At 64.2% G+C, this 25,937-nt stretch carries 23 protein-coding genes and 1 tRNA gene; 9 read left to right on the top strand and 15 right to left on the bottom strand.

Features of this window, described 5'->3' with window-relative positions; translation table 11 throughout:
• Window positions 1-29: 29 nt before the first annotated feature.
• Together M2331_RS03875 and M2331_RS03870 are read right to left on the bottom strand one after the other, a co-directional pair.
• On the bottom strand, window positions 30-1,046 hold the full coding sequence (locus M2331_RS03875; protein WP_181559055.1) for a phage major capsid protein, P2 family: 1,017 nt from the start codon (window positions 1,044-1,046) through the stop codon (window positions 30-32).
• Window positions 1,047-1,091: 45 nt separating this feature from the next.
• Window positions 1,092-1,931 (bottom strand): GPO family capsid scaffolding protein, encoded by an 840-nt coding sequence (locus M2331_RS03870; RefSeq protein WP_181559054.1) that lies wholly within the window; start codon window positions 1,929-1,931, stop codon window positions 1,092-1,094.
• A gap of 155 nt (window positions 1,932-2,086) precedes the next feature.
• On the opposite strand from M2331_RS03870, the gene M2331_RS03865 reads away from it, so the two are divergent.
• The 3 genes from M2331_RS03865 to M2331_RS03855 all read left to right on the top strand — a co-directional run bounded on the left by M2331_RS03865 (window position 2,087) and on the right by M2331_RS03855 (window position 5,871).
• The gene (locus M2331_RS03865) at window positions 2,087-3,895 is read left to right on the top strand and encodes a terminase large subunit domain-containing protein (RefSeq protein ID WP_220128509.1); all 1,809 of its coding nucleotides are present in this window, start codon (window positions 2,087-2,089) and stop codon (window positions 3,893-3,895) included.
• Entirely contained in the window at window positions 3,895-4,932 is a 1,038-nt protein-coding gene (locus M2331_RS03860; RefSeq protein ID WP_264592282.1) for a phage portal protein, read from the top strand. Before M2331_RS03865 ends, M2331_RS03860 begins: the two co-directional genes overlap by 1 nt.
• 144 nt (window positions 4,933-5,076) lie before the next feature.
• Complete coding sequence (locus M2331_RS03855) at window positions 5,077-5,871, top strand: DNA adenine methylase (RefSeq protein ID WP_181559052.1); 795 nt, start codon at window positions 5,077-5,079, stop codon at window positions 5,869-5,871.
• A gap of 470 nt (window positions 5,872-6,341) precedes the next feature.
• On the opposite strand, the gene M2331_RS03850 is transcribed toward M2331_RS03855, so the two are convergent.
• The 3 genes from M2331_RS03850 to M2331_RS03840 all read right to left on the bottom strand — a co-directional run bounded on the left by M2331_RS03850 (window position 6,342) and on the right by M2331_RS03840 (window position 7,948).
• Window positions 6,342-7,046, bottom strand: coding sequence for a hypothetical protein (locus M2331_RS03850; protein ID WP_181559051.1), 705 nt, complete (start codon window positions 7,044-7,046; stop codon window positions 6,342-6,344).
• 173 nt (window positions 7,047-7,219) lie between these two features.
• Window positions 7,220-7,294 (bottom strand) — tRNA-Val (locus M2331_RS03845).
• Window positions 7,295-7,408: 114 nt separating this feature from the next.
• A complete protein-coding gene (locus M2331_RS03840) occupies window positions 7,409-7,948 on the bottom strand; it encodes a TIGR00645 family protein (RefSeq protein ID WP_181559050.1) in 540 nt (179 codons plus the stop codon).
• A gap of 160 nt (window positions 7,949-8,108) precedes the next feature.
• Between M2331_RS03840 and hslV the strand changes: the two genes are divergently transcribed.
• The 3 genes from hslV (at window position 8,109) to M2331_RS03825 (ending at window position 10,867) form a co-directional block, all read left to right on the top strand.
• Window positions 8,109-8,651 carry an ATP-dependent protease subunit HslV gene (gene hslV, locus M2331_RS03835; RefSeq protein ID WP_181561353.1) on the top strand — a complete coding sequence of 181 codons (543 nt, stop codon included), beginning with the start codon at window positions 8,109-8,111 and terminating at the stop codon, window positions 8,649-8,651.
• Window positions 8,652-8,760: 109 nt separating this feature from the next.
• A complete protein-coding gene (gene hslU, locus M2331_RS03830) occupies window positions 8,761-10,062 on the top strand; it encodes an ATP-dependent protease ATPase subunit HslU (protein ID WP_181559049.1) in 1,302 nt (433 codons plus the stop codon).
• 28 nt (window positions 10,063-10,090) lie between these two features.
• On the top strand, window positions 10,091-10,867 hold the full coding sequence (locus M2331_RS03825) for an enoyl-CoA hydratase-related protein (RefSeq protein ID WP_181559048.1): 777 nt from the start codon (window positions 10,091-10,093) through the stop codon (window positions 10,865-10,867).
• Between the two features lie 91 nt (window positions 10,868-10,958).
• Here the strand turns inward: M2331_RS03825 and M2331_RS03820 are convergent, their stop codons facing one another.
• Window positions 10,959-11,126 (bottom strand): hypothetical protein, encoded by a 168-nt coding sequence (locus M2331_RS03820; RefSeq protein ID WP_184117297.1) that lies wholly within the window; start codon window positions 11,124-11,126, stop codon window positions 10,959-10,961.
• Between the two features lie 21 nt (window positions 11,127-11,147).
• On the opposite strand from M2331_RS03820, the gene M2331_RS03815 reads away from it, so the two are divergent.
• From M2331_RS03815 to M2331_RS03805, 3 genes are all read left to right on the top strand, one after another.
• Window positions 11,148-12,188, top strand: coding sequence for a sensor domain-containing diguanylate cyclase (locus M2331_RS03815; RefSeq protein ID WP_181559047.1), 1,041 nt, complete (start codon window positions 11,148-11,150; stop codon window positions 12,186-12,188).
• Between the two features lie 164 nt (window positions 12,189-12,352).
• Complete coding sequence (locus tag M2331_RS03810; protein ID WP_181559046.1) at window positions 12,353-14,455, top strand: PQQ-dependent dehydrogenase, methanol/ethanol family; 2,103 nt, start codon at window positions 12,353-12,355, stop codon at window positions 14,453-14,455.
• Between the two features lie 132 nt (window positions 14,456-14,587).
• Window positions 14,588-14,899 (top strand): hypothetical protein, encoded by a 312-nt coding sequence (locus tag M2331_RS03805; protein WP_181559045.1) that lies wholly within the window; start codon window positions 14,588-14,590, stop codon window positions 14,897-14,899.
• 83 nt (window positions 14,900-14,982) lie between these two features.
• Here the strand turns inward: M2331_RS03805 and M2331_RS03800 are convergent, their stop codons facing one another.
• The 9 genes from M2331_RS03800 to coxB all read right to left on the bottom strand — a co-directional run bounded on the left by M2331_RS03800 (window position 14,983) and on the right by coxB (window position 25,903).
• Window positions 14,983-17,121: a PQQ-dependent dehydrogenase, methanol/ethanol family gene (locus M2331_RS03800; protein ID WP_264592281.1), complete on the bottom strand. Its 2,139-nt coding sequence runs from the start codon at window positions 17,119-17,121 to the stop codon at window positions 14,983-14,985.
• A gap of 5 nt (window positions 17,122-17,126) precedes the next feature.
• Complete coding sequence (locus M2331_RS03795) at window positions 17,127-17,921, bottom strand: nuclear transport factor 2 family protein (protein WP_181559044.1); 795 nt, start codon at window positions 17,919-17,921, stop codon at window positions 17,127-17,129.
• Window positions 17,918-18,715 (bottom strand): nuclear transport factor 2 family protein, encoded by a 798-nt coding sequence (locus M2331_RS03790; protein WP_181559043.1) that lies wholly within the window; start codon window positions 18,713-18,715, stop codon window positions 17,918-17,920. Before M2331_RS03790 ends, M2331_RS03795 begins: the two co-directional genes overlap by 4 nt.
• Complete coding sequence (locus M2331_RS03785; protein ID WP_181559042.1) at window positions 18,712-19,422, bottom strand: nuclear transport factor 2 family protein; 711 nt, start codon at window positions 19,420-19,422, stop codon at window positions 18,712-18,714. Before M2331_RS03785 ends, M2331_RS03790 begins: the two co-directional genes overlap by 4 nt.
• A complete protein-coding gene (locus M2331_RS03780) occupies window positions 19,419-21,221 on the bottom strand; it encodes an SMP-30/gluconolactonase/LRE family protein (protein ID WP_181559041.1) in 1,803 nt (600 codons plus the stop codon). Before M2331_RS03780 ends, M2331_RS03785 begins: the two co-directional genes overlap by 4 nt.
• A complete protein-coding gene (locus tag M2331_RS03775) occupies window positions 21,218-22,255 on the bottom strand; it encodes a hypothetical protein (protein ID WP_181559040.1) in 1,038 nt (345 codons plus the stop codon). The genes M2331_RS03780 and M2331_RS03775 overlap by 4 nt, the downstream gene beginning before the upstream one ends.
• A 227-nt stretch (window positions 22,256-22,482) precedes the next feature.
• On the bottom strand, window positions 22,483-22,800 hold the full coding sequence (locus M2331_RS03770) for a hypothetical protein (protein ID WP_181559039.1): 318 nt from the start codon (window positions 22,798-22,800) through the stop codon (window positions 22,483-22,485).
• Window positions 22,797-25,250: a cytochrome c oxidase subunit I gene (gene ctaD, locus M2331_RS03765; protein WP_181559038.1), complete on the bottom strand. Its 2,454-nt coding sequence runs from the start codon at window positions 25,248-25,250 to the stop codon at window positions 22,797-22,799. The genes M2331_RS03770 and ctaD overlap by 4 nt, the downstream gene beginning before the upstream one ends.
• Window positions 25,247-25,903 (bottom strand): cytochrome c oxidase subunit II, encoded by a 657-nt coding sequence (gene coxB / locus M2331_RS03760; RefSeq protein WP_220128508.1) that lies wholly within the window; start codon window positions 25,901-25,903, stop codon window positions 25,247-25,249. The genes ctaD and coxB overlap by 4 nt, the downstream gene beginning before the upstream one ends.
• Window positions 25,904-25,937 lie beyond the last annotated feature (34 nt).

Genomic DNA, 25,937 nt, shown 5'->3' with positions numbered 1-25,937 from the left:
TGTCCCTCCCCTTCTCGCGGGGGTTATTCTCAGTCTTCCTCAACCGCCTGAATGTTCTTGGCAGCGCACATGAAATCGAGATCCTCGATCACATAGGCGTCGTTGGAAGAGCGGAAGTCCTCGACGCGGTTCTTCCTCGGATTTTCGATGATGTGGCGGCGCTGCTTGCCTTCCTGCTCGTAGATCGAGAGGTTGTCGAAGCGGGTGATCGCGATCGTGCCGGCGGGCATGAACGGGATGCGCGTCGCCGGCAGGCCGCCCAGGCGCTTGGTGGACATGATGACATCGCGGGCGAGCTGCTCGGTCGGGTCGATCGCCGCGTTGATCATCGGGAAGTATTTGTCGTGCAGCAGGTCACGCGAGACCATGACGACAAGCTCGGGATCCTCGGACGCCCATGGCGGCAGCAGCGAATTGACCATGTCGTAGACCAGCGCGTCGAGCGTGGCATAGTCGCCGCCATCGCCATAGGTGATCTTGTTGGCTTCGGCGCCCTGCTTCATGAACTGCGCCGGCGCCTCCTCGTCCAGCTTCTTGAGCCAGCCCTTATTGACGTCCTGCAGCATCGGGAAGTTGGCCTTGTTCGTCGTGGCCGCGACGCTCTCGCCGTTCCAACCGATGCGGATGTTGTCGAGACCGATGGCGATGGCGATCTGGTTGGCGATGCGCTGCTGGAAGTCGTCGAACTTCGCCCACATGTCGAGCTTGGCATAGGTCAGATGGGTGTCGAAGTTCGTCTGGAAGCACTCGAACCCGCGATTGTCGAGGCCGGACGGATCGGTCGTCGTGCGCTCGCCATTGCCGCTCGTGTCGGTGCGCCCGGCGATCGGGTTACCGACCGAGAGACCGATGATCTCGCCCTTCAACTCGGGCACCGGCACGATGTTGATCTTGCCGAGGAAGCCAATTGATTCCTGGCGCTTGCCGATCAGGCGCTGCTGGACGCTCGGGTCGACCGAGAAGTTCTTGCTGGTGTCGTTCACGCCATGGATTTCGCCGATCCGGCCAAGATAGGCGTCGAATTTGAGGCGGGTTTCGTTACGCATTTTTGGCTCCGATGATCAATTTTCAGGCGCGGATCGGTAGGGGTGTCAGAAGTCGGCGAGCAACTCGCCGGTGCCGCCGCTGGCGGGTTCGCGCGAGCGGTAGGATTGGCTGGGGGTCTTCTCGATGGTGCTTGCCAGGGCGGCCTGATCCTCGGCCAGTTTGGCGACGCGCGCGTTGATCGCCGTGAAGCCCTGAGTGACTCCCTCGCCCATTTTCTCGAACATGCCGGCAAGGGATGCGGCGAACTTGTCCAGATCGGTGCGGGCAGCGCCGGCAGGCGCAGGATTTACGGGCGGGACGACTTCCGTGGTCACCGGCGCGGCCTTGAAGCTCTCGAAGAACGCCTTGGCGTTGCTGAACAAGTCAGCCAGCCCGCCGACAGCGGGGGATTCCTCTGCATAGGCCATCTCGAATTCCTCGATCTGGCATAGATTGTCCTTCCGCTTGTCATCGCGGGTGCTGAATTTCAGCACTTCGGTGCCCAGCGATGCCGGGGAATCGGTGAATGCGAGGCCGACCAGATAGGCTTTGCCGGTGCCGGCGAAGTCGGGCTGGATCTCCACGCTCGAAAAGAGTTTCTGGCCCGCCTGATTGTACCGCTGCGCTTCGTCCGTGACATCGAACGAGGCGAAGAGCGCCAGGCGCTTTTCGGTCTTGCCGCCAATCTGCAGGTCGATCTGCTCGGCCTTCACGCCGTCGACGGTGCCCCAGGCATTGAACGGGCCATCGGGAGAATAGCCGCGCAGGTGCTCGCAGTTGATGCGCGCGGCGTAGGTGGCCGGATTGTAGCTGTCCGCCATCTCCTGGATCATCTGGCGGGAGATCGCCCGGTTATCGACGGTCTGCCCTTCGACGGCGACACGGAAAAACTTGGTCTTGGCCATTCTCGGCTCCCTGCGGCTCGAACTGCGGGTTCAAAATCAGTCCCGCCATTGGCCATTTCCGGGGGGTGAGAGACAACCGGTGCCGATTGTGAGGACCGTTCTCACAAGTGGCGCACCGGGCGCCGCGATGGCGCCTGCTCCATTCTCGCGCCGCTATGAGCATGTTGACCGGCAGCGATGGGCAGGCCGTCCCTTATGACGTGCGCCGCGTCGCGCGCAGCCTGTACTGGCGCGCCTATGGCGTGACGGAAATCGCTGCCGTCCTTGGCCTCAAGCGGACGACGGTGCAGGCGTGGAAGGACCGCGACCGCTGGGAGGACGATCCGGTCATCCGGCGCCTCGAAGACAGCTGCGAAATGCGGCTCAATGCCCTGATCTTCAAGGAAGACAAGAACAACAACGACTATAAGGAAATCGACGCGCTGGCCCGCGTGATCGAGCGCACGGCCCGCGTCCGCCGCTATGGCGAACCCGGCGGCCATGAGGGCGATCTCAATCCCAAGGTTGCCGCACGAAACGCCAAGCCGAAGAAGAAGGCGCCGAAGAACCTCATCACGCGCGACGAGGCCGGCCGGCTCAAGACCGCCTTCCTCGACGGGCTATTCGGTCATCAGGAAACATGGTGGCAGAACATCAGCCGCCGCACGCGCTTCCTGCTCAAAAGCCGCCAGATCGGCGCGACCTTCTACTTCGCCCGAGAGGCGCTGATCCGCGCGCTGGAGACCGGCAACAATCAGATCTTCATTTCGGCGAGCCGGGCGCAGGCCAATATCTTCAGGCAGTACATCGTCGAATTCGTGTTCGCGCAGACCGGCAAGATGCTCAAGGGCGATCCGCTGGTCATCGATCGCGGCGAGGATGAGGACGGCAAGCAGCTCGAACCTGTCACCCTCTACTTCCTCGGCACCAATTACCGCACGGCCCAGGGCTATCACGGCGATGTATATATCGACGAATGCTTCTGGATCTTCGGCTTCGAGCAGATCAACAAGGTCGCGTCGGCGATCGCGACGCAAAAGCGCTATCACAAGACCTATTTCTCGACGCCGTCCACGATCGCGCACGAGGCCTATCCCATGTGGACGGGCGAGCGGTTCAACCGCCGACGCGAGCGCAAAGATCAGATCAAGATCGACATTAGCCACAGCGCGCTGGCGGTGCATGGCGCGACGGGCGCCGACCAGATCTGGCGCCACATCGTCAATCTGGACGATGCCATCGCTGGCGGCTTCAACCTCATCGACCGCGCCGAGCTGGAGCTGGAATATTCGGTCGATGAATTCTCGAACCTGTTCCTGTGCGAGTTTGTCGACGACAGCAAGTCGAGCTTCCCGCTCTCGATGCTGCGCCCCTGCATGGTCGATAGCTGGGATGTCTGGAAAGACTTCGATCCCTATGCGCTCCAGCCCTTCGCCCAGGGCGAAGTGTGGATCGGCTATGATCCTCAGGAGAGCGAGGACGGCGATAGCGCCGCATGCGTCGTGGTGGCGCCGCCCACCGGCCCCAAGGGCAAGTTCCGCGTGCTCGAAAAGTTGCAGTGGCGCGGCAAGGACTTCGAGGCGCAGGCCGGCGAGATCAAGAAACTGTGCTCGAAATATCGCGTCACCGAGATCGCGATCGACACGACCGGCATGGGCGCGGCGGTGCATCAGCAGGTAGTCAAATTCTTCCCGATGGCCAGGCGTATCGATTACTCGGCGCTGACCAAGACGATGATGGTGCTCAAGGGCAAGAACGTCTTCAGCAAGCGCCGCATCGAGTTTGACGCAGGCTGGCGCGATCTCGCCGCCGCGCTGATGTCGATCCACCCCCAGCTCACCGCTGGCGGCAAGCAAATGACCTATGTGGCGCGGCGCAGCGAGGCCACCGGGCACGGCGATCTCGCCTGGGCACTTCTGCACGTCCTCTACTGCGAGCCGATGGACGGCGGTGTCGGCGGAAAATCCAGCATGGAGATTATGTGATGAGCGGCACCGATATCGATGTCGAGACGAGCACCGGCGTGCGCATGTTTTCCTTCGGCGATGCCGAGAGCGTGCTCAATCGCCGCGATCTGCTCAATTATGTCGAATGCAGGTTCGAGGGCCGATGGTTCGAGCCGCCGGTGCCGTTCAAGCTGCTCGGCCGCGCCCTGCATGTGCAGCCCCATCATGAGAGCGCCATCCGCGTAAAGCGCAACCTGCTGGTGAAGCACTTCAAGCCCTCCCGCCTGCTCAGCCGCACCGCCTTCGGCAAGTTCGCCCTCGACTATCTGGTGATGGGCAATGCCTTCCTCGAGGAGGTGCCCAACATCGCCGGCCGCGCGATGCGCCTCGACCACAGCCTTGCCGTGCGCACCCGGGTCGGCAAGGCCGGGCGCGCCTTCTTCCTGCCAGATCATGCCTGGGGCGGCTTCGGTCTGCCCCATGAATATGAGGCGGGCCGGCTGATCCATCTCGCCGAACCGGATGTTGCGCAGGAGGTCTACGGCCTGCCGGAATATCTCTCGGCCATGCAATCGGCCTTCCTCAACGAGGCCGCCACGCTGTTCCGCCGCCGCTATTACATCAACGGCGCCCACGCCGGCTTCGTCTTCTATCTGAGCGAGGCCAGCATGGATCAGAAGGATGTCGACATGGTGCGCGAGGCCCTGCGCGAAGCCAAGGGCGTCGGCAACTTCAAGAATCTGTTCATCAACGCGCCGGGCGGGAAGAAGGACGGCGTCCAGATCATCCCGATCAGCGAGGTCGCGGCCAAGGATGAGTTTCTGGGTATCAAGGGCACCACCCGCGATGACATCCTCGCCGCGCATCGCGTGCCGCCGCAGATCCTCGGCGTGGTGCCGCAGAATAATGGCGGCTTCGGTGATGTCGGCAAGGCCAACGACATCTTCTTCGCCAACGAGATCGAGCCGCTGCAGATGCGCTTCCTCGAAGTCAACGACCGGGTCGGTGAGGAGGCCATCGCCTTCGAGCCTTACCGGCCCATGGGCAATGCGATGCCCGCCAGTTCTCCCGCTTAACGGCGGGGAACGGGGCGCGGTAACGCCCCGTCCAGGCAAACTCACTTGCCTCAAGCCGTGGGGGTGCATGCGCCCCCGACTCGTCCCGCCTGCCATGCACGGCGGCGGGCCGTATGTGGAATGAAGGTTAAGGAGTCGAGTGCGATGAAAATGGAACCTGTGCAGCCCGCGCGTCCGCTGGCAGCATGGATCGGGGGCAAGCGCAAGCTGGCCAAGCGTCTGATCGGCCGCATCAACGAGGTCGATCATGACAGCTATGTTGAGCCGTTCGTTGGCATGGGCGGCGTGTTTCTGCGCCGTGACCGGCGGCCACCGTGCGAGGTCATCAATGACTGGAGCGAGGATGTGTCGACCTTTTTCCGCGTGGTGCAGCGGCACTTCGTGCCGTTCGTCGACATGATCCGCTTTCAGATCAGCTCCCGCGCGAATTTTGAGAAGCTGGCGGCGCAGGATCCGCGCACGCTGACCGATCTGGAGCGGTCGGCGCGGTTCCTCTACCTTCAGCGCCTGGCGTTCGGCGGGAAGGTCGATGGCCGTAACTTCGGCACGTCGCCCGGCTTGGGCGCGCGGTTCGACGTGACAAAGATCGTGCCGATGATCGAGGCCGTGCATGAAAGGCTGGCGGCGGTGACGATCGAGCGCCTGCCTTGGCGCCAGCTCATCGAGCGCTGGGATCGGCCCGCGACGCTGTTCTACCTGGACCCGCCCTACCACGGCAACGAGGGCGACTATGGCGCCGGCATGTTCGGCCGCGCTGAGTTCGCCGAGATGGCGGACGTGCTGGGCGGCATCAAAGGCCGCTTCATCATGAGCATCAACGATCATCCCGAGATCCGCGAGCTGTTCGCCCGCTTCACGATCGACGAGGCGGCCACAAGCTACAGCGTCGGCGGCCAGGCCAAAGCCAAGGCCGTGCGCGAGTTGATCATCACGGGCTGAATGCCCTCCTGACGCCCCCACAGCGACACGACCAGCCCGAGGCGCCCCGGCCAAGCCGGCGGCGCCTCGACGCGTTGGGCGCCAGCTGGGCGGCCACGTCAGCCCGAGCGCGGCCGGCGCCTGAAATCCTTGCCACCTGACCCGCGCGCGCCGCGCTTAGCTCCCCCCCTCGCCTGCACGCTTCTTGTCCCGGAAATGACGCAACAGGAATCATTTGTCTCATCGGCGGTCCTCCGCATTTGAGACCGCTGCGCGGCGGATCGCCGGCGACGCATTTTGACGCACCCAGCCCCCACTTCGGACGGCTGATTATGGCACGGCCTTTGCGCGGTATCCCCCTGGATACCCCCAGGACCGGCGCAAGCCGGTCCGCCCCCTACGGTGCGTCCGCAGAGTGAGGGTGCCTCCATGGGCTGATCGGGGGTCGTGGCTCCGATATTGTGCGCCTCGCGCAGCGAGTCCTTCTCTCTTTATTCGGAAACGGCCTCAATCATGCCGCCGGGTGGACTCGCCCTATTTGAAAAAAGGCGCGACATGCGTTCGAGCGTTTTTCGGAGATACGGATCGGTGACCTGGGCAAGCTGATCCTCGGGCGGCAATGCTTCCCACGCCTCGCGGATCTTGCGGGCCTGGACCGCCTCGGCCTGGCCGGCCGGCGGGCGACGGAGAATGCGGCGGATGATGTTGGCGACCTTGCCGGGCAGCGTCAGGAAATAGGCGTTGCTGATCTGGCGAACATATTGCCCGCCGGGCTGATAATCGTCGACCGGTTCGGTACGGCGCTGCCAGTCGAGGAAGCCGTGGGCCTTCAAGTTCTTCAATGCTGTGACCACGGCAGAGCGCGAACGCCGCACTGCCTGCGAAATATAATTGATCGCATAATCCAGCCGACCGGTTTTCCGGCAGCGCCGGCGGAGGAGGAACCGGTAGACCGCCAGCTCGACATCTCCAACAATCCCGCGCCTGCGCCCTGGCAGCTTGGTCGAGAGCATCAGATGTTCGAGCTGCGTCATGCGGGCATTGTTTTCCGAACTCGGAAACGTGTTCTCTCGCGCCCAGCGCCGCGATTCATAGTCGCCAGGGTGACGGCTATCGCGCCAGACCTTCTGAAATGTCCGGGCACGCTCGCCGTTGACCCTTCCCGCTAGGACGCCCCCGATCGCGCGCGCGGTCATGCCGCCGCTCCGAACATCGTGCGCGCGGGTCGCTGTTTCTGAAAAAATCCGTGTACGGGATTTGTACGAGCGGCATGCTCAAAACGGGCTTTGTTTTTACTATGTTCCGCAAATGCGGCTATACTATTCGGAGGGAATGATGCATTAAAAGCCCTTGAAATCAGGGCATTTAATGGTGGGCGCGGCAAGGATTGAACTTGCGACCCCACCCGTGTGAAGGGTGTGCTCTACCACTGAGCTACGCGCCCGGCGATCCAATCGCGGAGGCGAGCGCTTTGGCGATTGAGGGGCGGCATGTCAAGCCGCTGTATCGGCCTTCCGTGCGATTAATCGGGACCACCAGCGCGATGCCGCGCTTCGGCTCAGTGCTTGGTCTGCGTCATCCGGTCGACATAGGCGATGCCGATGGCGGATATGATGAAGAGGCCGTGGATGATCGCCTGCCACATCACCCCCTCGCTCGTCACGCGAGCCGCGGGCGTGCCCATGGCGCCGGCCTCAATGAAGGTGCGCAGCAGGTGGATGGAGGAAATGCCGATGATCGCCATCGCCAGTTTCACCTTGAGCACGCCGGCATTCACATGGCTGAGCCACTCCGGCTGGTCGCGATGGCCCTGCAGGCCGAGCCGGGACACGAAGGTCTCATAGCCGCCAACGATGACCATGATCAGCAGGTTGGAGATCATCACCACATCGATCAGCCCGAGCACCATCAGCATGATCTGCTGCTCGGTAAACTCGTAGGCGTGGAGGACGAGGTGGATCAGCTCCTTGATAAACAGGAACACATAGACGCACTGCGCGACGATGAGGCCCAGATACAGCGGGAGCTGCAGCCAGCGCGACCCGAAGATCAGCAGCGGCAGCGGACGGAGCGGAGCGTTGGGATCGGCAGGTGTCATGGCGGCCAGATAATGGGCCGCCCAAACCCTGTCATCCCCGATTCTGGTGGCCGCCCGGTGATCATCGCACGCTGCGCGCGCTCGACCGACCTGCTGCCGCTTGCATGGCTGGTTCCCCTCACCCATATCGCGGCGCATGGCAGACACCCAGCACAGCGCCATGCCGGTCTGGCACGGCACCACCATCCTCTCCGTCCGCGCTTCAGGAAAGGTCGTCGTCATCGGCGATGGCCAGGTCTCGATGGGGCAGACGGTCATGAAACCCAATGCCCGCAAGGTCCGCCGCCTGCATGATGGCAGCGTGATCGGCGGCTTTGCCGGCGCCACCGCCGATGCCTTCACGCTCTTCGAGCGGCTGGAGAGCAAGCTGGAGCGCCACAACGGGCAGCTGATGCGCGCCGCCGTGGAACTGGCGAAGGACTGGCGGACGGACAAATATCTGCGCAATCTGGAAGCCATGATGATCGTGGCGGACAAGGACACGACGCTGATCCTCACCGGCAATGGCGATGTGCTGGAGCCGCTGGAAGGCATCGCAGCGATCGGATCGGGCGGCAATTACGCGCTCTCCGCCGCGCGCGCGCTGCAGGATTATGAGAAGGACGCCGAGACGCTGGCCCGCAAGGCCATGAAGATCGCCGCGGAAATCTGCGTCTACACCAATGACAGCCTGACCGTCGAGACGCTGGACAGCGCCACCTGACACATCATCCCGCCTCACCCCGTTCGTCTCGAGCGAAGTCGAGAGACGGACAGACCGGCCTCAACGTGTCTCGACTTCGCGCGACACGAACGGATTTCAAAGCACCCTTATGAACGACAATCTCACCCCCAAAGCCATCGTCACCGCGCTGGATGCGCACATCATCGGCCAGGCCGAGGCCAAGCGCGCTGTCGCGGTCGCTCTGCGCAACCGCTGGCGGCGGCAGAAGCTGCCCGCCGAGCTGCGCGATGAAGTGACACCCAAGAACATCCTTATGATTGGCCCCACGGGCTGCGGGAAGACCGAGATCAGCCGCCGTCTGGCCAAGCTGGCCGATGCGCCGTTCATCAAGGTGGAAGCGACCAAGTTCACCGAGGTCGGCTATGTCGGCCGCGACGTGGAGCAGATCGTGCGCGACCTGGTCGAGGAAGCCGTGCGCCTCGAACGCGAGCGCCGGCGCGAGGCCGTGCGCGGCGCGGCCAGCGAGGCCGCCATGGGCCGACTGCTCGATGCGCTCACCGGGAAGGAAGCCAGTGAGGCGACCCGCCTCTCCTTCCGCCAGCGGATCGAAAGCAATCAGATGAACGATGTCGAGGTGGAGGTCGAGGTGACCGATGCCCCGAGCGCGCCGATGGAAATCCCCGGCATGGGCGGCAATATCGGCATGATCAACCTGTCGGACATGATGTCCAAGGCGCTCGGCCAGCAGCAGAAGAAGCGCCGCAAGATGCGCGTGGCCGATGCATGGGACAAGCTGGTCGAGGAGGAGCAGGACAAGCGGCTCGATCAGGATGATGTCGCCCGCGTCGCCATTGCCTCGGCCGAGCAGAACGGCATCGTCTTCCTCGATGAGATCGACAAGATCGCGGTGAGCGATGTGCGCGGCGGATCGGTGAGCCGCGAGGGCGTGCAGCGCGATCTGCTGCCGCTGATCGAGGGCACGACGGTCGCCACCAAATATGGCCCGCTCAAGACCGACCATATCCTGTTCATCGCCTCGGGCGCCTTCCATGTCGCCAAGCCGAGCGACTTGCTGCCGGAACTGCAGGGCCGCCTGCCGATCCGCGTGGAATTGAAGGGCCTCACTGAGGAGGATTTCGTCGCGATCCTTTCCGACACCAAGGCCTCGCTGCCCGAGCAATATGCCGCGCTTCTGGCGACCGAGGGCGTCACCATCCAGCTCGCGCCGGACGGTATCCGCGCGATCGCGAAGATCGCCGCCGACGTGAACGAGCAGGTCGAGAATATCGGGGCGCGCCGGCTCCAGACGGTGATGGAGAAATTGCTGGAGGATGTGAGCTTCGAGGCGGACACCCGCGCGGGCGAGACGATCACCATCGATGCCGGCTATGTGGAACGCCAGCTTTCAGGTATCGCCAAGAACACGGACCTGAGCAAATATATCCTCTGACTCGGAGGCGTTAAGGGAGCGATTGCGCATGAGCTATGAGACAGTGCTGGTCGAGCAGCGCGGCGCCGTCACGCTGGTCACGCTCAATCGCCCCCAGGCGCTCAACGCCCTCAACAGCCAGGTGCTGGCCGATCTGATCGCGGTGTTCGAGGGCTACGATGCGGACGACGCGCAGCGCTGCCTCGTCCTCACCGGCAGCGAGAAAGCCTTCGCCGCCGGCGCGGACATCAAGGAGATGGCCGACAAGACCGGAGCGGACATGTACCGCGCCGAGATGTTCGCGCAGTGGACCAGCCGCATCGCGGCGACGCGCAAGCCGTGGATCGCGGCGGTCGCCGGCTTCGCGCTCGGCGGCGGGTGCGAACTGGCGATGATGGCGGACTTCATCATAGCAGCGGACACGGCGAAGTTCGGCCAGCCGGAAATCACTTTGGGCGTCGCGCCCGGCATGGGCGGGTCCCAGCGCCTGACCCGCGCGGTCGGCAAGGCCAAGGCGATGGACCTGTGCCTCACCGGTCGCCGCATGGATGCAGAGGAAGCCGAGCGGGCTGGCCTCGTCGCGCGCATCGTGCCGGCCGACGATCTGCTCGACGAAGCGCTGAAGGCGGCCGAGGCGGTCGCCGCCATGCCGCCGTTGGCCGTCATGGCCAACAAGGAGCTGGTCAACCTCGCGTTCGAAACCACACTCACCCAGGGTCTGGTCAGCGAGCGGCGCATCTTCCAGCTTCTCGCATCCACCGAAGACAAGGCGGAGGGCATGGCAGCCTTTGTGGAAAAGCGCCGGCCGGAATGGACCGGGCGTTAAGCACTGCTACAGTGCTCTGTGCCGATGAGGCGCGGCACAACGGGTCGCCGGAAATAATAACAACTTTAAAGATTTGGAGACATTTCACCCTCTAGATGAAGTGCTCACGGCGAGCGGCGCGGCTTGATGAGACGAGCCCTCCGTGATTGACCGAAATAAGATGTGAGATGTGACGGTGGGTAACATCAAAGGCCGAGGCAGCCCCCTGCGTCATCACCCCGAAGCGGTTGAAATTGACCTGATTCGTGGCCTCTTTCATGCCTTCGCGCCGGCGCTGGTCATGACGATCAGCTTTTTGTCTGCGGGGCTGGTCATCCTGAACCGCACCGGGGACAGCATCCTGCTCGTCCTGCTGATCCTGGGCGCGGTTGCGTCCGTTGCCCGCCTCGTGTCCGCGCATCTGATCGCACCGGTCATCCATGCCGAAGGGGTGACGATCGAACAGGCGAGATATCTCGAGCGGCTCTTTGCGATTCCCTATCTCTGCTTTTCCCTTGTGCTTGGCCTGTTCGGCTTTCGCCTGCTCCAGCTCCCCTCCGCGGACACCCATATGGTGGCTGCGGCCCTTTCGCTCAGCTATTGCGCCGGCGTCGCTGTCGGCATGGGATCGCGGATGTGGATCGCCGTGCCGAGCATGATCTTGGCGCTCGGGCCAGTCATCGCCGCGATGCTGCTGCAACCCGACTTTCTCTATAAGCTCAGCGGCGCCGTGATGGCGGCGATCCTGCTCAGCGGCATCCAGAGCCTGCGCGGCAAGCAGAACCGCTCGGCCGACGACATTGCGCTGCGCATCGCCTTCTCGCACCTCGCCCGCAAGGATGCGCTGACCGCCCTCCCCAACCGCATCGCGCTGCGCGAGTGGTGGGAGCAGGTGGTCGCCTCCGGGGCGGAGAACAAGCTGGTCGCGGTCCATTATCTCGACCTCAACGACTTCAAGCCGGTCAACGATCGCCATGGTCATCCGGTGGGCGATGCCCTGCTCGCCGCTGCCGGCAAGCGCATCGCCCGGACGATAAGGGACAGCGATATCGTCGCGCGGCTCGGCGGAGACGAATTTGCGGTCATCCAGTATGACATCGTGAACGCCGACGACGCCGCCCAGCTCGCCGCCCGCATCCGGGAGGCGATCACCCAGCCGTTCAGCATCGGCGCGCTGACCCTCAAGATCTCGACCGGCCACGGCTTCGTGGTGTCGCGCGGCCGGGACGAAGCGCTCGAAGACCTGCTCGCCCTTGCCGACAAGGCGCTCTACACCAGCAAACAGGGCGGCGAAATTTCCCAATATGAGGCTGTCGAGACAATCACCCGCCGCGTCGCCTGATCAGCACTCTGATCTCAATCCCCACCCGGTAGCCACATGGGTCAACAAGTGTGACGCGCGGGTCAAGCCAGCGGCGTTGGATTCACGCATCGGGTGCGGCATAGCCTGAAGGCGTGGCACCGCCTTGCTCATCGCGCGCAGGCGGCCGAACGTCGGGAGAGGATATGAAGACGCACGGGCTTGCTATTCTGGCCGCAACGGCGCTGCTGGGCGCCAGCGCTTGCCAGATGACGACCTCCACCACTTCGGTGGCGACGGAAGCCGGCATCGGCCACACGCACATGGTGAAGGCCGACGATCAGCCCGGCCAATGGGCATCCTACAGCCGGACCTGGGACGAACAGCGCTACAGCCCGCTCGACCAGATCAATGACAGCAACGCCCATCGCCTCGGCCTCGCCTGGTTCGACGATCTCGACACCTATCGCGGTGTGCAGGCCACGCCGCTGGTGATCGACGGCGTGCTCTACAATGAGAATATCTTCAACGTCGTCACGGCCTATAATGCCAAGACCGGCGAGAAATTGTGGGTGTATGACCCCAAGGTCGGCAAGGAATGGGCCGGCCTCGCCTGCTGCGGCCCCTCCTCGCGCGGCCTTGCGGCCTGGGGCAACAAAATCATTATCGGCGCGCTCGATGGGCGGCTGATTGCCATCGATCGCAAGACCGGGGCCGAGCTCTGGTCCGCGCAGACCTTCGATCGCAAGGAGCAATATTCGATCACCGGCGCGCCGCGCGTCTATGACGGCAAGATCATCATCGGCAATGGCGGCGCGGACTATGGCTCGCGCGGCTTCGTGGTTGCCTATGATGCCGAGACCGGCAAGCGACTGTGGAAATTCTACATTGTCCCCGGCAACCCCGCCAACGGGCCGGACGGCGAAGCCTCCGACAGCGCGATGAAGATCGCCGCGCCGACCTGGCATGGCAAATTCTGGGAGACCGGCGGCGGCGGCAATGCGTGGGACAGCTTCGCCTACGATCCCGAACTGAACCTCGTCTACATCGGCACCGGCAATGGCAGCCCGCAAAGCTGGCATCATCGCAGCGACAGCAAGGGCGACAATCTGTTCCTCTGCTCCATGGTGGCGGTGGATGCGACCACGGGCGCGTACAAATGGCACTACCAGATGGTGCCCGAGGAGGACTGGGATTATACCTGCACCCAGCCCATCGTGCTCGCCGACCTCAAGATCGACGGCAAGCTGCGCAAGGTCGCCATGCAGGCGCCGAAGAACGGCTTCTTCTACGTGCTGGACCGCGCGACCGGCGCGCTGATCTCGGCCAAGAGCTATGTCTCGGTCAACACATGGGCCAGCCATGTCGACATGAAGACGGGGCGCCCGGTGGTGCTGCCCAACGCGCATAACACGACCACGCCGCACATCATGAGCCCGAGCTGGATGGCCGCGCACACCTGGCACCCGATGAGCTACAGCCCCAAGACCGGGCTGGTCTATCTCTCGGCGCAGGAGCAGGGGTCGATCTACGCCAACCAGCCGGACGGTGCGTATCAATATGTGCGCGGGCGCAACAACACCGGCTTCGATCATGCCAACCAGCCGGAGCTGCGCAAGCAGCTGATGAATGAGATCATGGCGAGCGAGAAAGGCTATCTGCTTGCCTGGAACCCTGCAACCCAGAGCGAGGCCTGGCGCGTGCCCTATCCGCATCCCGGCTCAGGCGGCGTGCTGACCACGGCGGGTAACATCCTCGTGCAGCCGACCATCAACAAGACCGTCGCCATCTACCGGGCGGACAACGGCCGGAAGCTCTGGGAAATGAACGTCGATCAGGCCGGCGTCGCGGGCGCGATGACCTATATGATCGATGGCGAGCAATATATCGCGCTCAATGTCGGCTGGGGCGGCTCGCCGGTCTATAATCTTGCCAAGGATGGCCCCTTCCGCTTCGCCACCGCCAAGCTGCTGGTGTTCAAGCTGGACGCCAAGGGCGTGACACTGCCGCCGATGAAAACGCAGGACGAGACGGCTTATCTGCCCCGCCAGCGCATCCCTGCCGAGGTCGCCGCGCGTGGTGCGGCTCTCTATGGCGAGACCTGCAACCGCTGCCATGGCGACAATGCCGTCGGCGGCATCAAGGATCTGCGGCGGATGAGCAAGGACGCGCATGACGGCTTTCTCGACATTGTGCTGAACGGAACCCTGCTCCACAAGGGCATGCCCAATTTCAGCGGGGTGCTGACCAAGGCGCAGGCCGAAGACATCCACGGCTATCTCATCACCCGTGCTCAGGAAGACTGGTAAGGGCACGGGAACGGGCACCCCGCGCCGACGTTAGACCATGAGAGACAACAGGCGTGGGACGAGATCATGACGAGACAAGCGAAAACCGATAAGCCGAAATCGGCAACCCCGCGCCGCGCGAGGACCAAGGCCGTGAACCCGCGTCAGCTGCCCGTGGTGGTGGAGCATGAGAAAAGCACGACGCAGGTGATTGCCGACAAGGCGGTCAAGACCGGCCGCGCGCTTGGCAAGACCAGCGTGCGCTTGGCGCAACCGATCGTCAAATCGATCAAGCATGAGGATAACCGCACGCTCGCCAAGATGGTGGTCGCAGCGGTGACGCCGCGCCTCATCAACTACGGTCTGCGCTTTGCGGTCCGCAATCCGGTGCTGACCGTCGCCGGCATCTTAGTGGCCGCGACCATCATCGGCTCGCAGGATGATGGGGCCCAAGAGGAGAGCTGAGCTCTTCTCCGATAGCGGCACAAACGCAAACGCCGGGGCAAAACCCCGGCGTTGCTGTTTATGGCTGAGGTATGTCGGGGCGCTTAGTGCGGCCCCTTCCCGTCCGACACGCCGCCCCAATCCTCATTGGCCCGCGCGATGAGATAGCCATGGATCGCCTCGGCATCCTCGGCCGAGATGAGGTCCGCAAAGCTCGCCATGCCCTTGTCGGCATAAAGACCCTTGAGAACGATGTCGTTGAACTTGGCGTGCGTCTCGCGCGTCATCATCCGCAGATCCTTGACGCCGCCGATGGCCTGCTGGCCGTGGCACACCGCGCAGGTCTCGGCGAAGAGCTGCGCCCCGCGCGCGACCTGCGCCTCGCTGGCGCGGAGCGGCGGCGGCTCCGGCGCTTTCGCGGCCGGCTGAAGGGCCGGCAACTGCGCCGTGCCGCCTAGCTTGAACACGATCAGCCGGGCCGGCGCACGTGGCATCTCGATGCCCTGCCCGCGCTCGACCATGGCGGCGCCCCCGCCCCAACCAGCGTTGACGGCGACATATTGCACGCCATCCAGCGTATAGGTGATCGGCCCGGCGACCGGCGCGCTCTGCACCGGCATTTCCCAGAGCAGCTTGCCGTTGCGGGCATCGAAGGCCGCGAAGGTCTGGCGTGTCGTGCCCTCGAAAACAAGATCGCTGCCCGTAACCATCACGCCGCCATTGCCGTGGCGCGGCAACGGGATTTTCCAGGCCTCCTTCTGCTTCACCGGATCCCAGGCCAGGAGATAGGCCTTGTCCATGGCCACGGCCTCTTTCATCAGCTCGCCACGCTTCTTCGCCGCTTCGCCAGTGTATCCACCCCAGCCCGCGTTGGAGCGGAACGGCTTGGGCTGGAAATCGGGATCGAGCGCCAGCACCATGCCGGATTCATAGAGCGGGAAGTAAGCCAGCTTGGTTCGCGGGCTATAGGCCATGGGAAACCAGTTATGCGCGCCGCCCGGCCCCGGCTTCACCAGAAACGGATCCTGCCCATAATGCGCATCCGGGTTCATCTTCGGGCGGCCGGTCTTGGGATCGATGCCGAGCGTCCAGTTCGCAGGCGCAATCTGACCGGCCGAGATAAACGCGCCCGTCGCGCGGTCCAGTACGTAGAAATAGCCATTTTTGGGCGCCTGCATCAGCACCTTGCGGTCCCGTCCGCCGATCTTCAGGTCCGCAGTGACGATGGATTGCGTGCAGGTGTAGTCCCAGTCCTCCTCGGGCACCATCTGGTAGTGCCAGGCATATTTGCCGGTCTCGACATTCACCGCGACGATGGAGCAGATAAACAGATTATCGCCCTTGCCGTTGCTGCGATAATGCCAGGAGAGCGGCGACCCGTTGCCCGTGCCGATATAGACGAGCTTGAGCGCCGGATCATAGCCGATGCTGTCCCACGCATTGGCGCCGCCGCCCAGCTTCCAATAGTCGCCGGACCATGTCTTGCGGATCATCTCCATGACATTGTCGGACGCGGCGCCATCCGGTCCCTTGGCCGGATCGCCCGGGGTCAGGTAGAATTTCCAGGCTTCCTTGCCGGTATCGGCATCATAGGCCGCGACGAAGCCGCGAATGCCCATATCGCCGCCGCTATTGCCGACGACCACCTTGCCGTCGAAAACGCGCGGTGAGCCGGTGATTGTATAGGGCATGTCCTTCGGCGTGCTCTGCACCGACCAGACCGGCTTGCCGTCCGCCGCATTGAGCGCAATCACCCGCCCGTCCAGCGTCGCGATGATGACCTTGCCCTTCCACAGCGCCAAGCCCCGCGCCACCGGCTCGCAGCAGGCATAGCGCCCGAACTCGCGCTGCACCTGCGGATCATAGCTCCACAGGCGCTTGCCGGTGCGGGCATCATAGGCAATCGTGATGTTCCACGGGAGCGTGTTGTAAAGCACGCCATCAGCATAAAGTGGCGTGGCCTCGACACCCCGGAAGGTATCGAGATCGTCATACCAGGCGATGCCGAGCTGGCTTACATTCTGCGCATTGATCTGGTCGAGCGGACTGTAGCGCTGGGCGCTGTAGGTACGCCCGTCATGCAGCCAGTCCGTGCCGTCGGTCGCCTGCGCCGCCATCCGCGCGCTGTCGACCTCGGCCCGGCCGCTCGCCTGCAATTGCGCCATGAACGCAACCATCAGCGCGCCCAGAACCAGCACGGCAATTCCCACCGCACCGGCGGGCCGTCTCCACATCGCCATCATCGCGTTCAGTCCTTCGGCGGCTGGCCAATCGGCTGCGATCCATCAACCCAGCGACCGACCTTGAGCGAATCCATCTGCGCCTTCGTGCCCGGCGGGCGGTGATAGGCGCCGACTTCATCCCGATCCGGTGTGAACACCTTGCCGGAGACCGGATTGGGGTAGTGGAACGGCACGATGTAATAAGCGGGATAGGTCAGGTAGACCACCGAGGGCGGCAGGTCCGGCGGCGGATCGAACTTGTCCGGCCAGGTGTTGTTCATCGCCCATTTGCCCCAGCCTTCCCAGCTGGTGTACATGGTGAAGGGCCCGGTCAGGCGGCTGATCTTCCAGACGCCATTCTCCTTACGATACTCATTCTCGTAGAGCGGCAGGCCCCAGCCGCCATTGCTCATCACGAAGGCCCGCGCCCGCACCCAGCCGGTCTTGCCGTCGGCGGAAATGTCCGGGATCGGCTGGAACTGCATGTGGTTGGCGAGTGCACCCTTCTTGGTGCCGTCCGGCCCGAAGGCCTTCTGCATATATTCGAGCACCCGCGCCTTGCCGAGGAAGATGCCCTTGCCGCCGATCTCCAGCGTGGCATCATCGGTGAACAGTTCGGACAGTGGATGCCACTGGCTCTTGTCGACGAAATAGCCATAGCTGCGCTGCAGCTTCTCGATGGCGTTGAGGTCTTCCAGTCGGGTGATGCGCTCATCCAGCGCGGCGAGGCGTTCGGCTGCGGTTTGCGCCGAGGCCTGCGCCACAGGAAGCAGGGCGGATGCGGCGATCAGGGCCGCGACGATGCGGGTCCGGTTCATCATGGTTGCCTCATTCCCTTTGCTGCGCTGCTCTCTTCGCGCTTGCCGCTCTCCATGCCGCGATCCGGGCGGCCAACGATGTCATCGCCCTCCATCGGCAGCGCCTTGAGCGACTGGCCAGTGACCGGATGATCGTAGCTGAACGCCGGGAGATAAGCGTTCGGGAAGGAGCGGTAGACCTCCGTCGGCGGCTTGTCCGGCGGGAACAACGCGCTCGGCCCGTCCATCTGGATTGCATATTTGGCGAAGCCGAGATCATAATCGGTCATGGCAGTGACGTAGAAGTGCAGCGTGTCGAACTTCCACACCCCGCCGTCCTTCACATATTTATTCTCGTAGATGCCAACGCCCCAACGGCCGTTCTCGCCGGGTCGGGCGAGCATCACCATGCCCTGCCAGCGGCCCGTCGCCCTGCGGCCATCCGGCGCGACGACCACAACGGGCTGCAGCATCATGTGATTATTGAGGCTGCCCGCGCTCAGGCCCTGCGGCCCAAAGAGCAGCATCGCCTGCCGGATGCGCGCCGGACCGATATAGACCCCTCGCTGCCCATATTCGAACTGCCCGCGCGCGGTGAACAGGTCCGCCGCCTGGTTCCACAGGCCCTTGTCGAAATAATAGCCAAAGGTCGCGGTGAGGTTCTCGATGGCGAGTTGGTCCTCCAGCGCTTGCACCCGCTTCTGATAGGCGGCGACCTTGCCGCGCAGGGACGCGTCACTCTGGGCCGCGGCCGGCGCAGGCGCCGTGATGACAAGGCCGGCGATCAGCGCGGCCATGATGCTGGTGCGGGCGCTCATTGCACGGTCTCCGACACGGGCTGGCCAGTCACGGGATTGGGCGCGTGGAACGGCGGGAGCGTGCGATCCGGGAAGGCGCGCGTGCTGGTCGACGGGCGATCCGGCGGCATCGCCTTGCTGGCCGCGCTGCGCACCAGCCCTTCGCCGGGCTTGAGCCGAGCCCAGCCCTTTTCATAAGGCGCCACGAAATTGATGTAGAGGTGCAACCGCGCGATCTTCCACACGCCGTCCTCCTTCACATAATCATTCTCGTAAATGCCGTCGCGCCACTCGGCGTGCTGCTTGTGCTGGCCGAGCATCCCGAGGTCACGCCAGCGCGCCTTGGCGCTGCGGCCATCGGGCGCGACATCCACGACCGGCTGGAGCGTCACCCACTCATTGAGCTGGCCATAGATCAGCCCATCCTGCCCGCCATGCAGGGCCTTCAGATAATCGCGGATGCGGTCCTTGCCGATATAGACGCCATCGGCGCCGATCTCGATGCTGCCCTTGTCCGCAAACAGATCGGCAGCGTCCTGCCACAAGCCCCGGTCGAGATAATAGCCAAAGGCGCGCTGCAGCTTCATCACCGCGCGGGCGCCCTCCAGTTTCTCGACGCGCGTGGTGAGCGTGTCTATCTCGCGATCGATAGCGCTCTGGGCCTGTACCGGCCCGGCCGCGACGAGCAACGCGCCCATCCCCAGCGCCAGCCATGCCGCGCGGCTCATCGCAATTCTCCCATCGGCACGGCCCGCAAGGCGAAGGCGCCCGGGTCCTGCCCCTTGAGAGCGGGGTCGAAGAGGAAGCGGCCCTTGCTCTCCACCGCATAGGCAAAGCCATCGAAAAGCGTCACGCCGGGCACGCCGTCCATGCCGTCCTTGAGCAGTTTCACGGTCACATCATCTCCTTCGATGGTGAGCAGGCTGATCCGCCCTGCCGGCCCTTCGGCCTGCAGGAAGCGATTCCCCCCAACGGGCCGCAGGCCGTCCGGCCCGTTGAGCGGCTGCGAGACATTGAGTTTGGTCAGGCCGTCAAAGCTGCCGTCCGCCCGACGATTGACCCGCAGCATTATGTTCTGCCGGACATTGTTGACGTAGAGCGTGCCATCCTCGCTGAAGGCGATGCCATCGACACCGCCGAGCATGGCCTTATCCTCGACCAGCAGCGACACCGCCTGCGCACCCGGCGCCAGCGTGAAGATGCGCCCATTGGTGGTCTCGGCGATATAGGCCGTGCCATCTTTGGCGAGCGCGATGTCGTTGCAGGCGCTGGCTGGGGCCGGCATCTCATAGCGCTTCTTGAGATCGCCCGATGCCAGGTCGAAGGCGACGAGCGCGGACACCGCCCCTGCCTGCCCCATCGGCACCGAGCAGGCCCAAAGTGTGTTGGTCCGCTCGTCGACGAGCACGCCCAGCACTGCTGCGAGCTTGTTCTTCTCGTCCGGGCGGATCCAGGCGATGGCCTGCGCGCTACCCGGCACAGCGCGGTAGATATTGCCCTTGAAGCTGCTGATGTAGAAATTGCCCTTGGAATCGACGTCGGCATTCTCGGGGAACACGCCCTTGTCCGCGACGATGATGTCCTTCGGCAGCGGCCTCGCAAACGGCGCGGGCATGAGATAGGGCACTTCGTTGGAGATCGTCTCGATCCGCGTGATGCGGCCATTGGCGATCTTGAAGATGCTCACGAAACCGACGGTGCGCGCATAATGGGCCTCAGCCGGGTAGCTCTGGCCGTCCCGTCCGGTGAACTGCATCTGCGCCCCGGAGAGGTCGCGATAGCCGATCGCGGCGACCAGCCCGCGTGCCTCGTTGATGGCCACGACCTCATGGCGCAGCGCCTCGACCTCGCCGAACAGGCCGCGCGTCAAAGGCGCCGCACAGCCGGCATCCTTTGCACTTTTGGCGGCCAGCAGCCCAGTCACCGGCACGCCATTCTCGATGGTCGTGCAGCCCTTGTCGAAGCTGACCGCCGGTCCTTCCCCATTCGCGGCGACAGAGGAGAAATAAGCGTCGACCAGCGCCGTCATCTGACCGCGCGGCAGACGTGCCTTCGGGCTGAGGCTGCTCGTCAGGCTCTTGGCCGGCGCGTAGGTAACCGGATCACCGAAGGGCTGGCGCCCCTGCTTGCGACGAATGACGGATTGCACGGCGGCGATCCTGCCGCCCTCCGTCGCCATGTCCATGGCGTAGAAGCCGGGCTGGCCATGATCCTCGACAGAGCCGAACCAGACCACGCGTCTGGTCTGGCTGTCCGTCACAACCAGCGGCGCATCATCGACCGCCTTGATCGTGACCCAGGAGCTTTCGCCGATGCGCACCGGCACGCTGTTCTCGGCGTAGAGCACCGGATCGGCCCATGCCACGCCGACCGGATCGGCCTTGGCCATCGCGCTCATAAAGCTGCCCGCGAGCTGGCTGAGGCAGGCGGAGTCGCAAGGCGCAGAAGATTGTGCCGTGGTCTGCGCCATGGCCGGCGCGGTGACGAGCGCGCAGAGCGCGGCTGCGGTGAGAAACGCGCGCCTCATTCGCCCTGCTCCCCATGCTCGCGGCCGGTCGCCCAAGGATTGTGCATGAAATAGGGCACATAGGTGAACACGGCCTCGATCTCCTGAATCGCGCCGTCTCTCACGCGGAAGGCTTCCAAGAGCGTGATCGAGTTCGGCCATTTGAGCGCGGTCTTCATCTCGCGCCCGTCGGTCAGCTTGTAGCGGTCCACCTCATTGTCATGATCGAAGAAGCCGGAGGCGATGACGACGCCGCGCTCCTCGTCGACCAGCGGGAAGCGCCGCTCGCGGATGCGCTTGTTAATGTAGTAGATGCCGAGCTTGAACTGTTCGAGGCAGCCCGAGGCCAGCGAAGCCGCATTGCCATTCGCGCCCGGCTCGGCGGAAACGCCCTTGCCCGGCGCGGTCGTGCTGATGCCGTTCTCCAGCCGCCCGCAATCGTCGGTGAACGGCGCAAAGACGGTGCCGTCATTGCGCTCGACGGTGTTGAAATAGCTCTGCGCCACCGCAATCAGCCGCGCCCGCGAGACGCGCTGATCGGGCGGCAGAACCTCGTTGAAGGCAGGGTGATGCGCGACCTTGTCCGGATCGCCAAAGGGCGCCGGCAGACCCGTGCGGCGATGCACGACCGTCTCGATCTGGTCGATCTTGCCATTCTGCACGCGCATCCGCATCGCATAATAAGCCGGCTCGCCATGCTCCCACACGACGCCGAACCAGGCGACCTGCCCGGTGAGCGGATCGGCGGCTTCGAGGCCCGTCGGCGCAACCTTGCTGATCGAGCGCCACAGGCCCTTGCCGATCGGGATGACGACATTGTTCTCGGTAAACTGCACGTCCGCCGCGAGCTTGAGGGACGAGGGGTCCTTCTTCGCCAGCGCCGCCATGTAATCGCGCGCATAGCCGATCAGACAGTCGCGGTTGCACGTGAGAATATTGACCGCACTGCGCTCGCCAAAGGCCTGCGCCATGGCTGGTGTCGCCGTCGTTGCCAGAAGCGCGGCGCCTGCCGCGACCATCAGCCGCGTGTGCCAGCGGTGAACCCTGTTGCTCACGAATTTCCCCTCCTGTCGCCTTCCGCCCAGCGATGCCTGCACTGATCGCTTGTTACGGAGCGGGGCCACCATAAGGGGCGTTTCGCGCGCTTGTCACGCGCCGAAGGTTGGAAAAGCCGCGGATTTCCAGATCAGCCCGGCGAATGTCCGGCTCGATCAAGGTCGCCCTGAGAGGCCGGCGTCGACAGCGCGTCCGGCGACGGCCTTCCTCCCGGCTAGGCGAGCTCTCACGTGCAGATGGTCGCAGTGAGTACCGGTATGCCGGTATACAAGATGCTGACCAGACCGGTAACGGCGCTGGCAAAGGCAAGCCAGGCGAGCAGGTCCATGCGACCGGTGCGGGGCCGAAAGACCCAGCATAGCCATGCTGCCGCGCCGACTGAAACCAGGTAGATGACGACCAGCACCACCCGCGCAGCGCTCACGCTAGCGAGTCGGGCATCGTCCCAGCCCCAGGCGCAGGCGAGGCCCTGCACGGCATATAGCAGCGCAAATGCCGCCGCCCAGGCGATCAGCCCTGCCATCGCTCGGAACAACGCGGTCATGCCAGCAATCCGGGAAGATGGGTGCACATGAGCGTGACGGCGCAGACGACAATGGCATAATCCGCCCAGAGCCGCGCGATCCTGGGCTCGGCGCCATGGGTGGCGGCCACATATCCTGCCCGACGCCGTTGCCAGACGAACAGGCCGATCAGCAGAGCGAGTGCCCCATGCAGCATGGCATAGCCGAGCAGTACGGCCACCACCGCCCCATAAGCATGCAGCGTGGGCTCGGGGGCCAGCAGCCAGGCGGTCACGATCAACGCAGCCAGCAACGTCGCCAGTCCACCCCCGGCAATGGCAACATGGCGCAGGCGGCGGCCGAACAGCGTGGCCATCCCCGCCCCCACGATCCCCGCCAGAAAAATCGGGAGGGAAGGCAGGACGAGCGCCGGCGGGGGCCAGTTCGGGGCGATGATCCAGAGAAAGGCATGGCCGAAAAGGAGCGCGCCGAAGAAGGTGCCATTGGCGAACAGCAGGAACACGCTGCCCCACCAGCCGGGCGATCCGCCTATCTCGGCATGGGGCGGCGCCTCGACCCCATGTCCGATGGGCAGCGCGCCGCGAACCTGCTTATCGCCAAGGAGCCACGCCCAGCGCCAGCCAAGCGCCGCCAGCAGGATGAGCGGCACCGGCGTCAAGATGTAGAGCTTGAACAGCATCAGCAGGAAGAAGCTGCCGGTGACCATCGCCGTCCACAAAGGCAGCGTCGTGTTGCCCGGCAGGACGACGATGTGCTCCACCCGCCCGCTTGCCGTGTCGACGGCCAGCGTCTCGCGCCAACCATGGCGCGGCTCAGCGAGATAGCCCTCCCCGCGCGCCAGCGAAAGCGCAAGGTCGGGCGCCTTTTCGAGCGGCTCGCGATCATCGACATGGGGCAGGCTCGCGATGTTGTAGGATGGCGGCGGCAGCATCATCGCCCATTCCAGCGTCCCCGCATTCCAAGGATTGCGGCGGGTGCGCGGCGCGTGGAAAATCTGCAGCGCAATGTCGATGACGAACAGCGCCACACCGGTCGCCATCACGAAGCCGCCGACCGACGAGAGCAGATTATAGCCCGTCCAGCCGAGCCCCTCGGGATAGCTGTCGATGCGGCGGGGCTGGCCGAGCAGGCCGACCAGATGCATCAGGAAAAAGGTCAGGTGAAAGCCGGTGAAGATCAGCCAGAAGGCCGCCTTGCCGAGCGTGTAGCTATACTGCCGCCCCGTAAAATGCCCGAGCCAGTAATAGGCCGCCGCCAGCATCGGGAAGACGAAGCCGCCGAACAGCACATAATGGAGATGCGCGGTGACGAAGGCGCTGTCATGCGCCTGCCAGTTGAACGGCACCATGGCGACCATCACGCCGGTCAGCCCGCCCATCACGAAGGTGACGAAGAAGCCGATCAGGTACAGCATCGGCAGCTTCATCTGCGGCCGGCCCGCCCATAGCGTGCCCAGCCAGGCAAAGATTTGCACCCCGGTCGGCACCGCCACCAGGGTCGAGGCGGCGGAGAAGAAAGCCAGCGCCATATGCGGAATGCCGACGTTGAACATGTGGTGGACCCACAGCCCGAAACTCAGGAAGCCGAGCGCGAGGATCGCCGCCACGATCCAGCCATATCCAAGGATGCGGGTCCGCGCCATGACCGGCAGGATCGTCGAGATCGCGCCCGCTGCGGGCAGGAAGATGATGTAGACCTCCGGGTGGCCGAACAGCCAGAAGAGGTGCTGCCACAGCAGGGAGTCCCCGCCGCGCGCCGCGTCGAAGAACGGCCAGCCGAACGCGCGTTCCAGTTCGAGCAGGATGGAGCCGAGGATGAGCGGCGGGAAGCCGATCAGCATCATCAGCGCCGTCACCAGCATGTACCAGGCGAATAGCGGCATCCGATCCAACGACATGCCCGGCGCCCGCAATTTAAGGATCGAGACGACGATATCGACCGCCGTCACCATCGCGGAAATCTCCACAAAGGTGATGCCAAGCAGCCAGAAGTCGGAATTGATGCCCGGCGAATAGGGTTTGGACGAGAGCGGCGTGTACATGAACCAGCCGGCATCGGGCGCGACGCCCAGCAGCATGGCCACGATCAGCATCGTGCCGCCGAACAGATAGCACCACCAGCCATAGGCCGTGATACGCGGGAAGGCGAGATCGCGCGCGCCCAATATCTTCGGGAGCATGTACATCGCGAACCCTTCGAACATGGGAATCGCGAACAGGAACATCATGATGCTGCCATGCATCGTGAACAGCTGGTTGTAGATATCCGGCCCCACAAAGGCGCTGCCCGGCGTCGCCAGCTGGGCGCGGATCAGCATGGCCAGAAGGCCGCCGATCAGGAAGAAGATGAAGGCGGTTACCATCAACCGCACGCCGATCACGCTGTGATTGACCGTCGAGATGGTGCCCCGCCAGCCGCGCGGCGTTCCCCAGATGCGCTCTAGGGCACGATGAAGCTGGAGCGCCTTCACTGCTCGTTCCCCGCCACAAAGCGCGCCCAGCCCGCCCCATCATGCGCGACGACGCGGAAAGCGTGACCCGTGTGCCCCGGGCCGCAAAACTCGGCGCACAGGCCATGATAGACGCCCGGCACGCTGGCCTCGATGCGCAGGACATTGCGATGGCCGGGAATGGCATCCATCTTGCCCGCGAGACGCGGCACCCAGAAAGCGTGAATGACGTCGAGCGTCCGCAGTTCGACATCAACCGGCTGGCCGGCGGGAATGTTGAGCACATCCTGCGTGACGACATCGCCGGTGCGGCCGGGCTGCGTGAAGGTCCACTGCCACCGGCTCGCTTCGGCGATGACGCGCAGGGTCTGCGCATCGTTGCGCGGCAGCAGCCGCTCGCCAATGACCAGACCATAAGCCAGCAGCGCGACGAGAACGACGGACGGGAAGATGAGCCCGCCGCCGATGATCCACCGCTTGGCCGAGGTCGGGCGCTCCAGTGAGCCGCGTCGAAAGGCGAGCGCGAGCAGCGCGAAGACCAGCACAAGGATCGCGACCGCCCCGGTCAGCATGACCCACCACAAGGACGCGATAGCATCCGCCGCCGGCCCTGCGGGCTCCAGCGTCGAGTAGCGGCCGGCACAGCCGCTGGAGAAAAAGGCCGCGCCGGGCATTATGACCCGAGAGCGCAGACAGCGTAAAGGACGG

It is taken from the genome of Sphingobium sp. B10D7B (assembly GCF_025961955.1).
Lineage (GTDB): Bacteria > Pseudomonadota > Alphaproteobacteria > Sphingomonadales > Sphingomonadaceae > Sphingobium.
The sequence above is the reverse complement of the archived record's forward strand: the minus strand, read 5'-3'. Positions and strand labels throughout refer to the sequence as shown.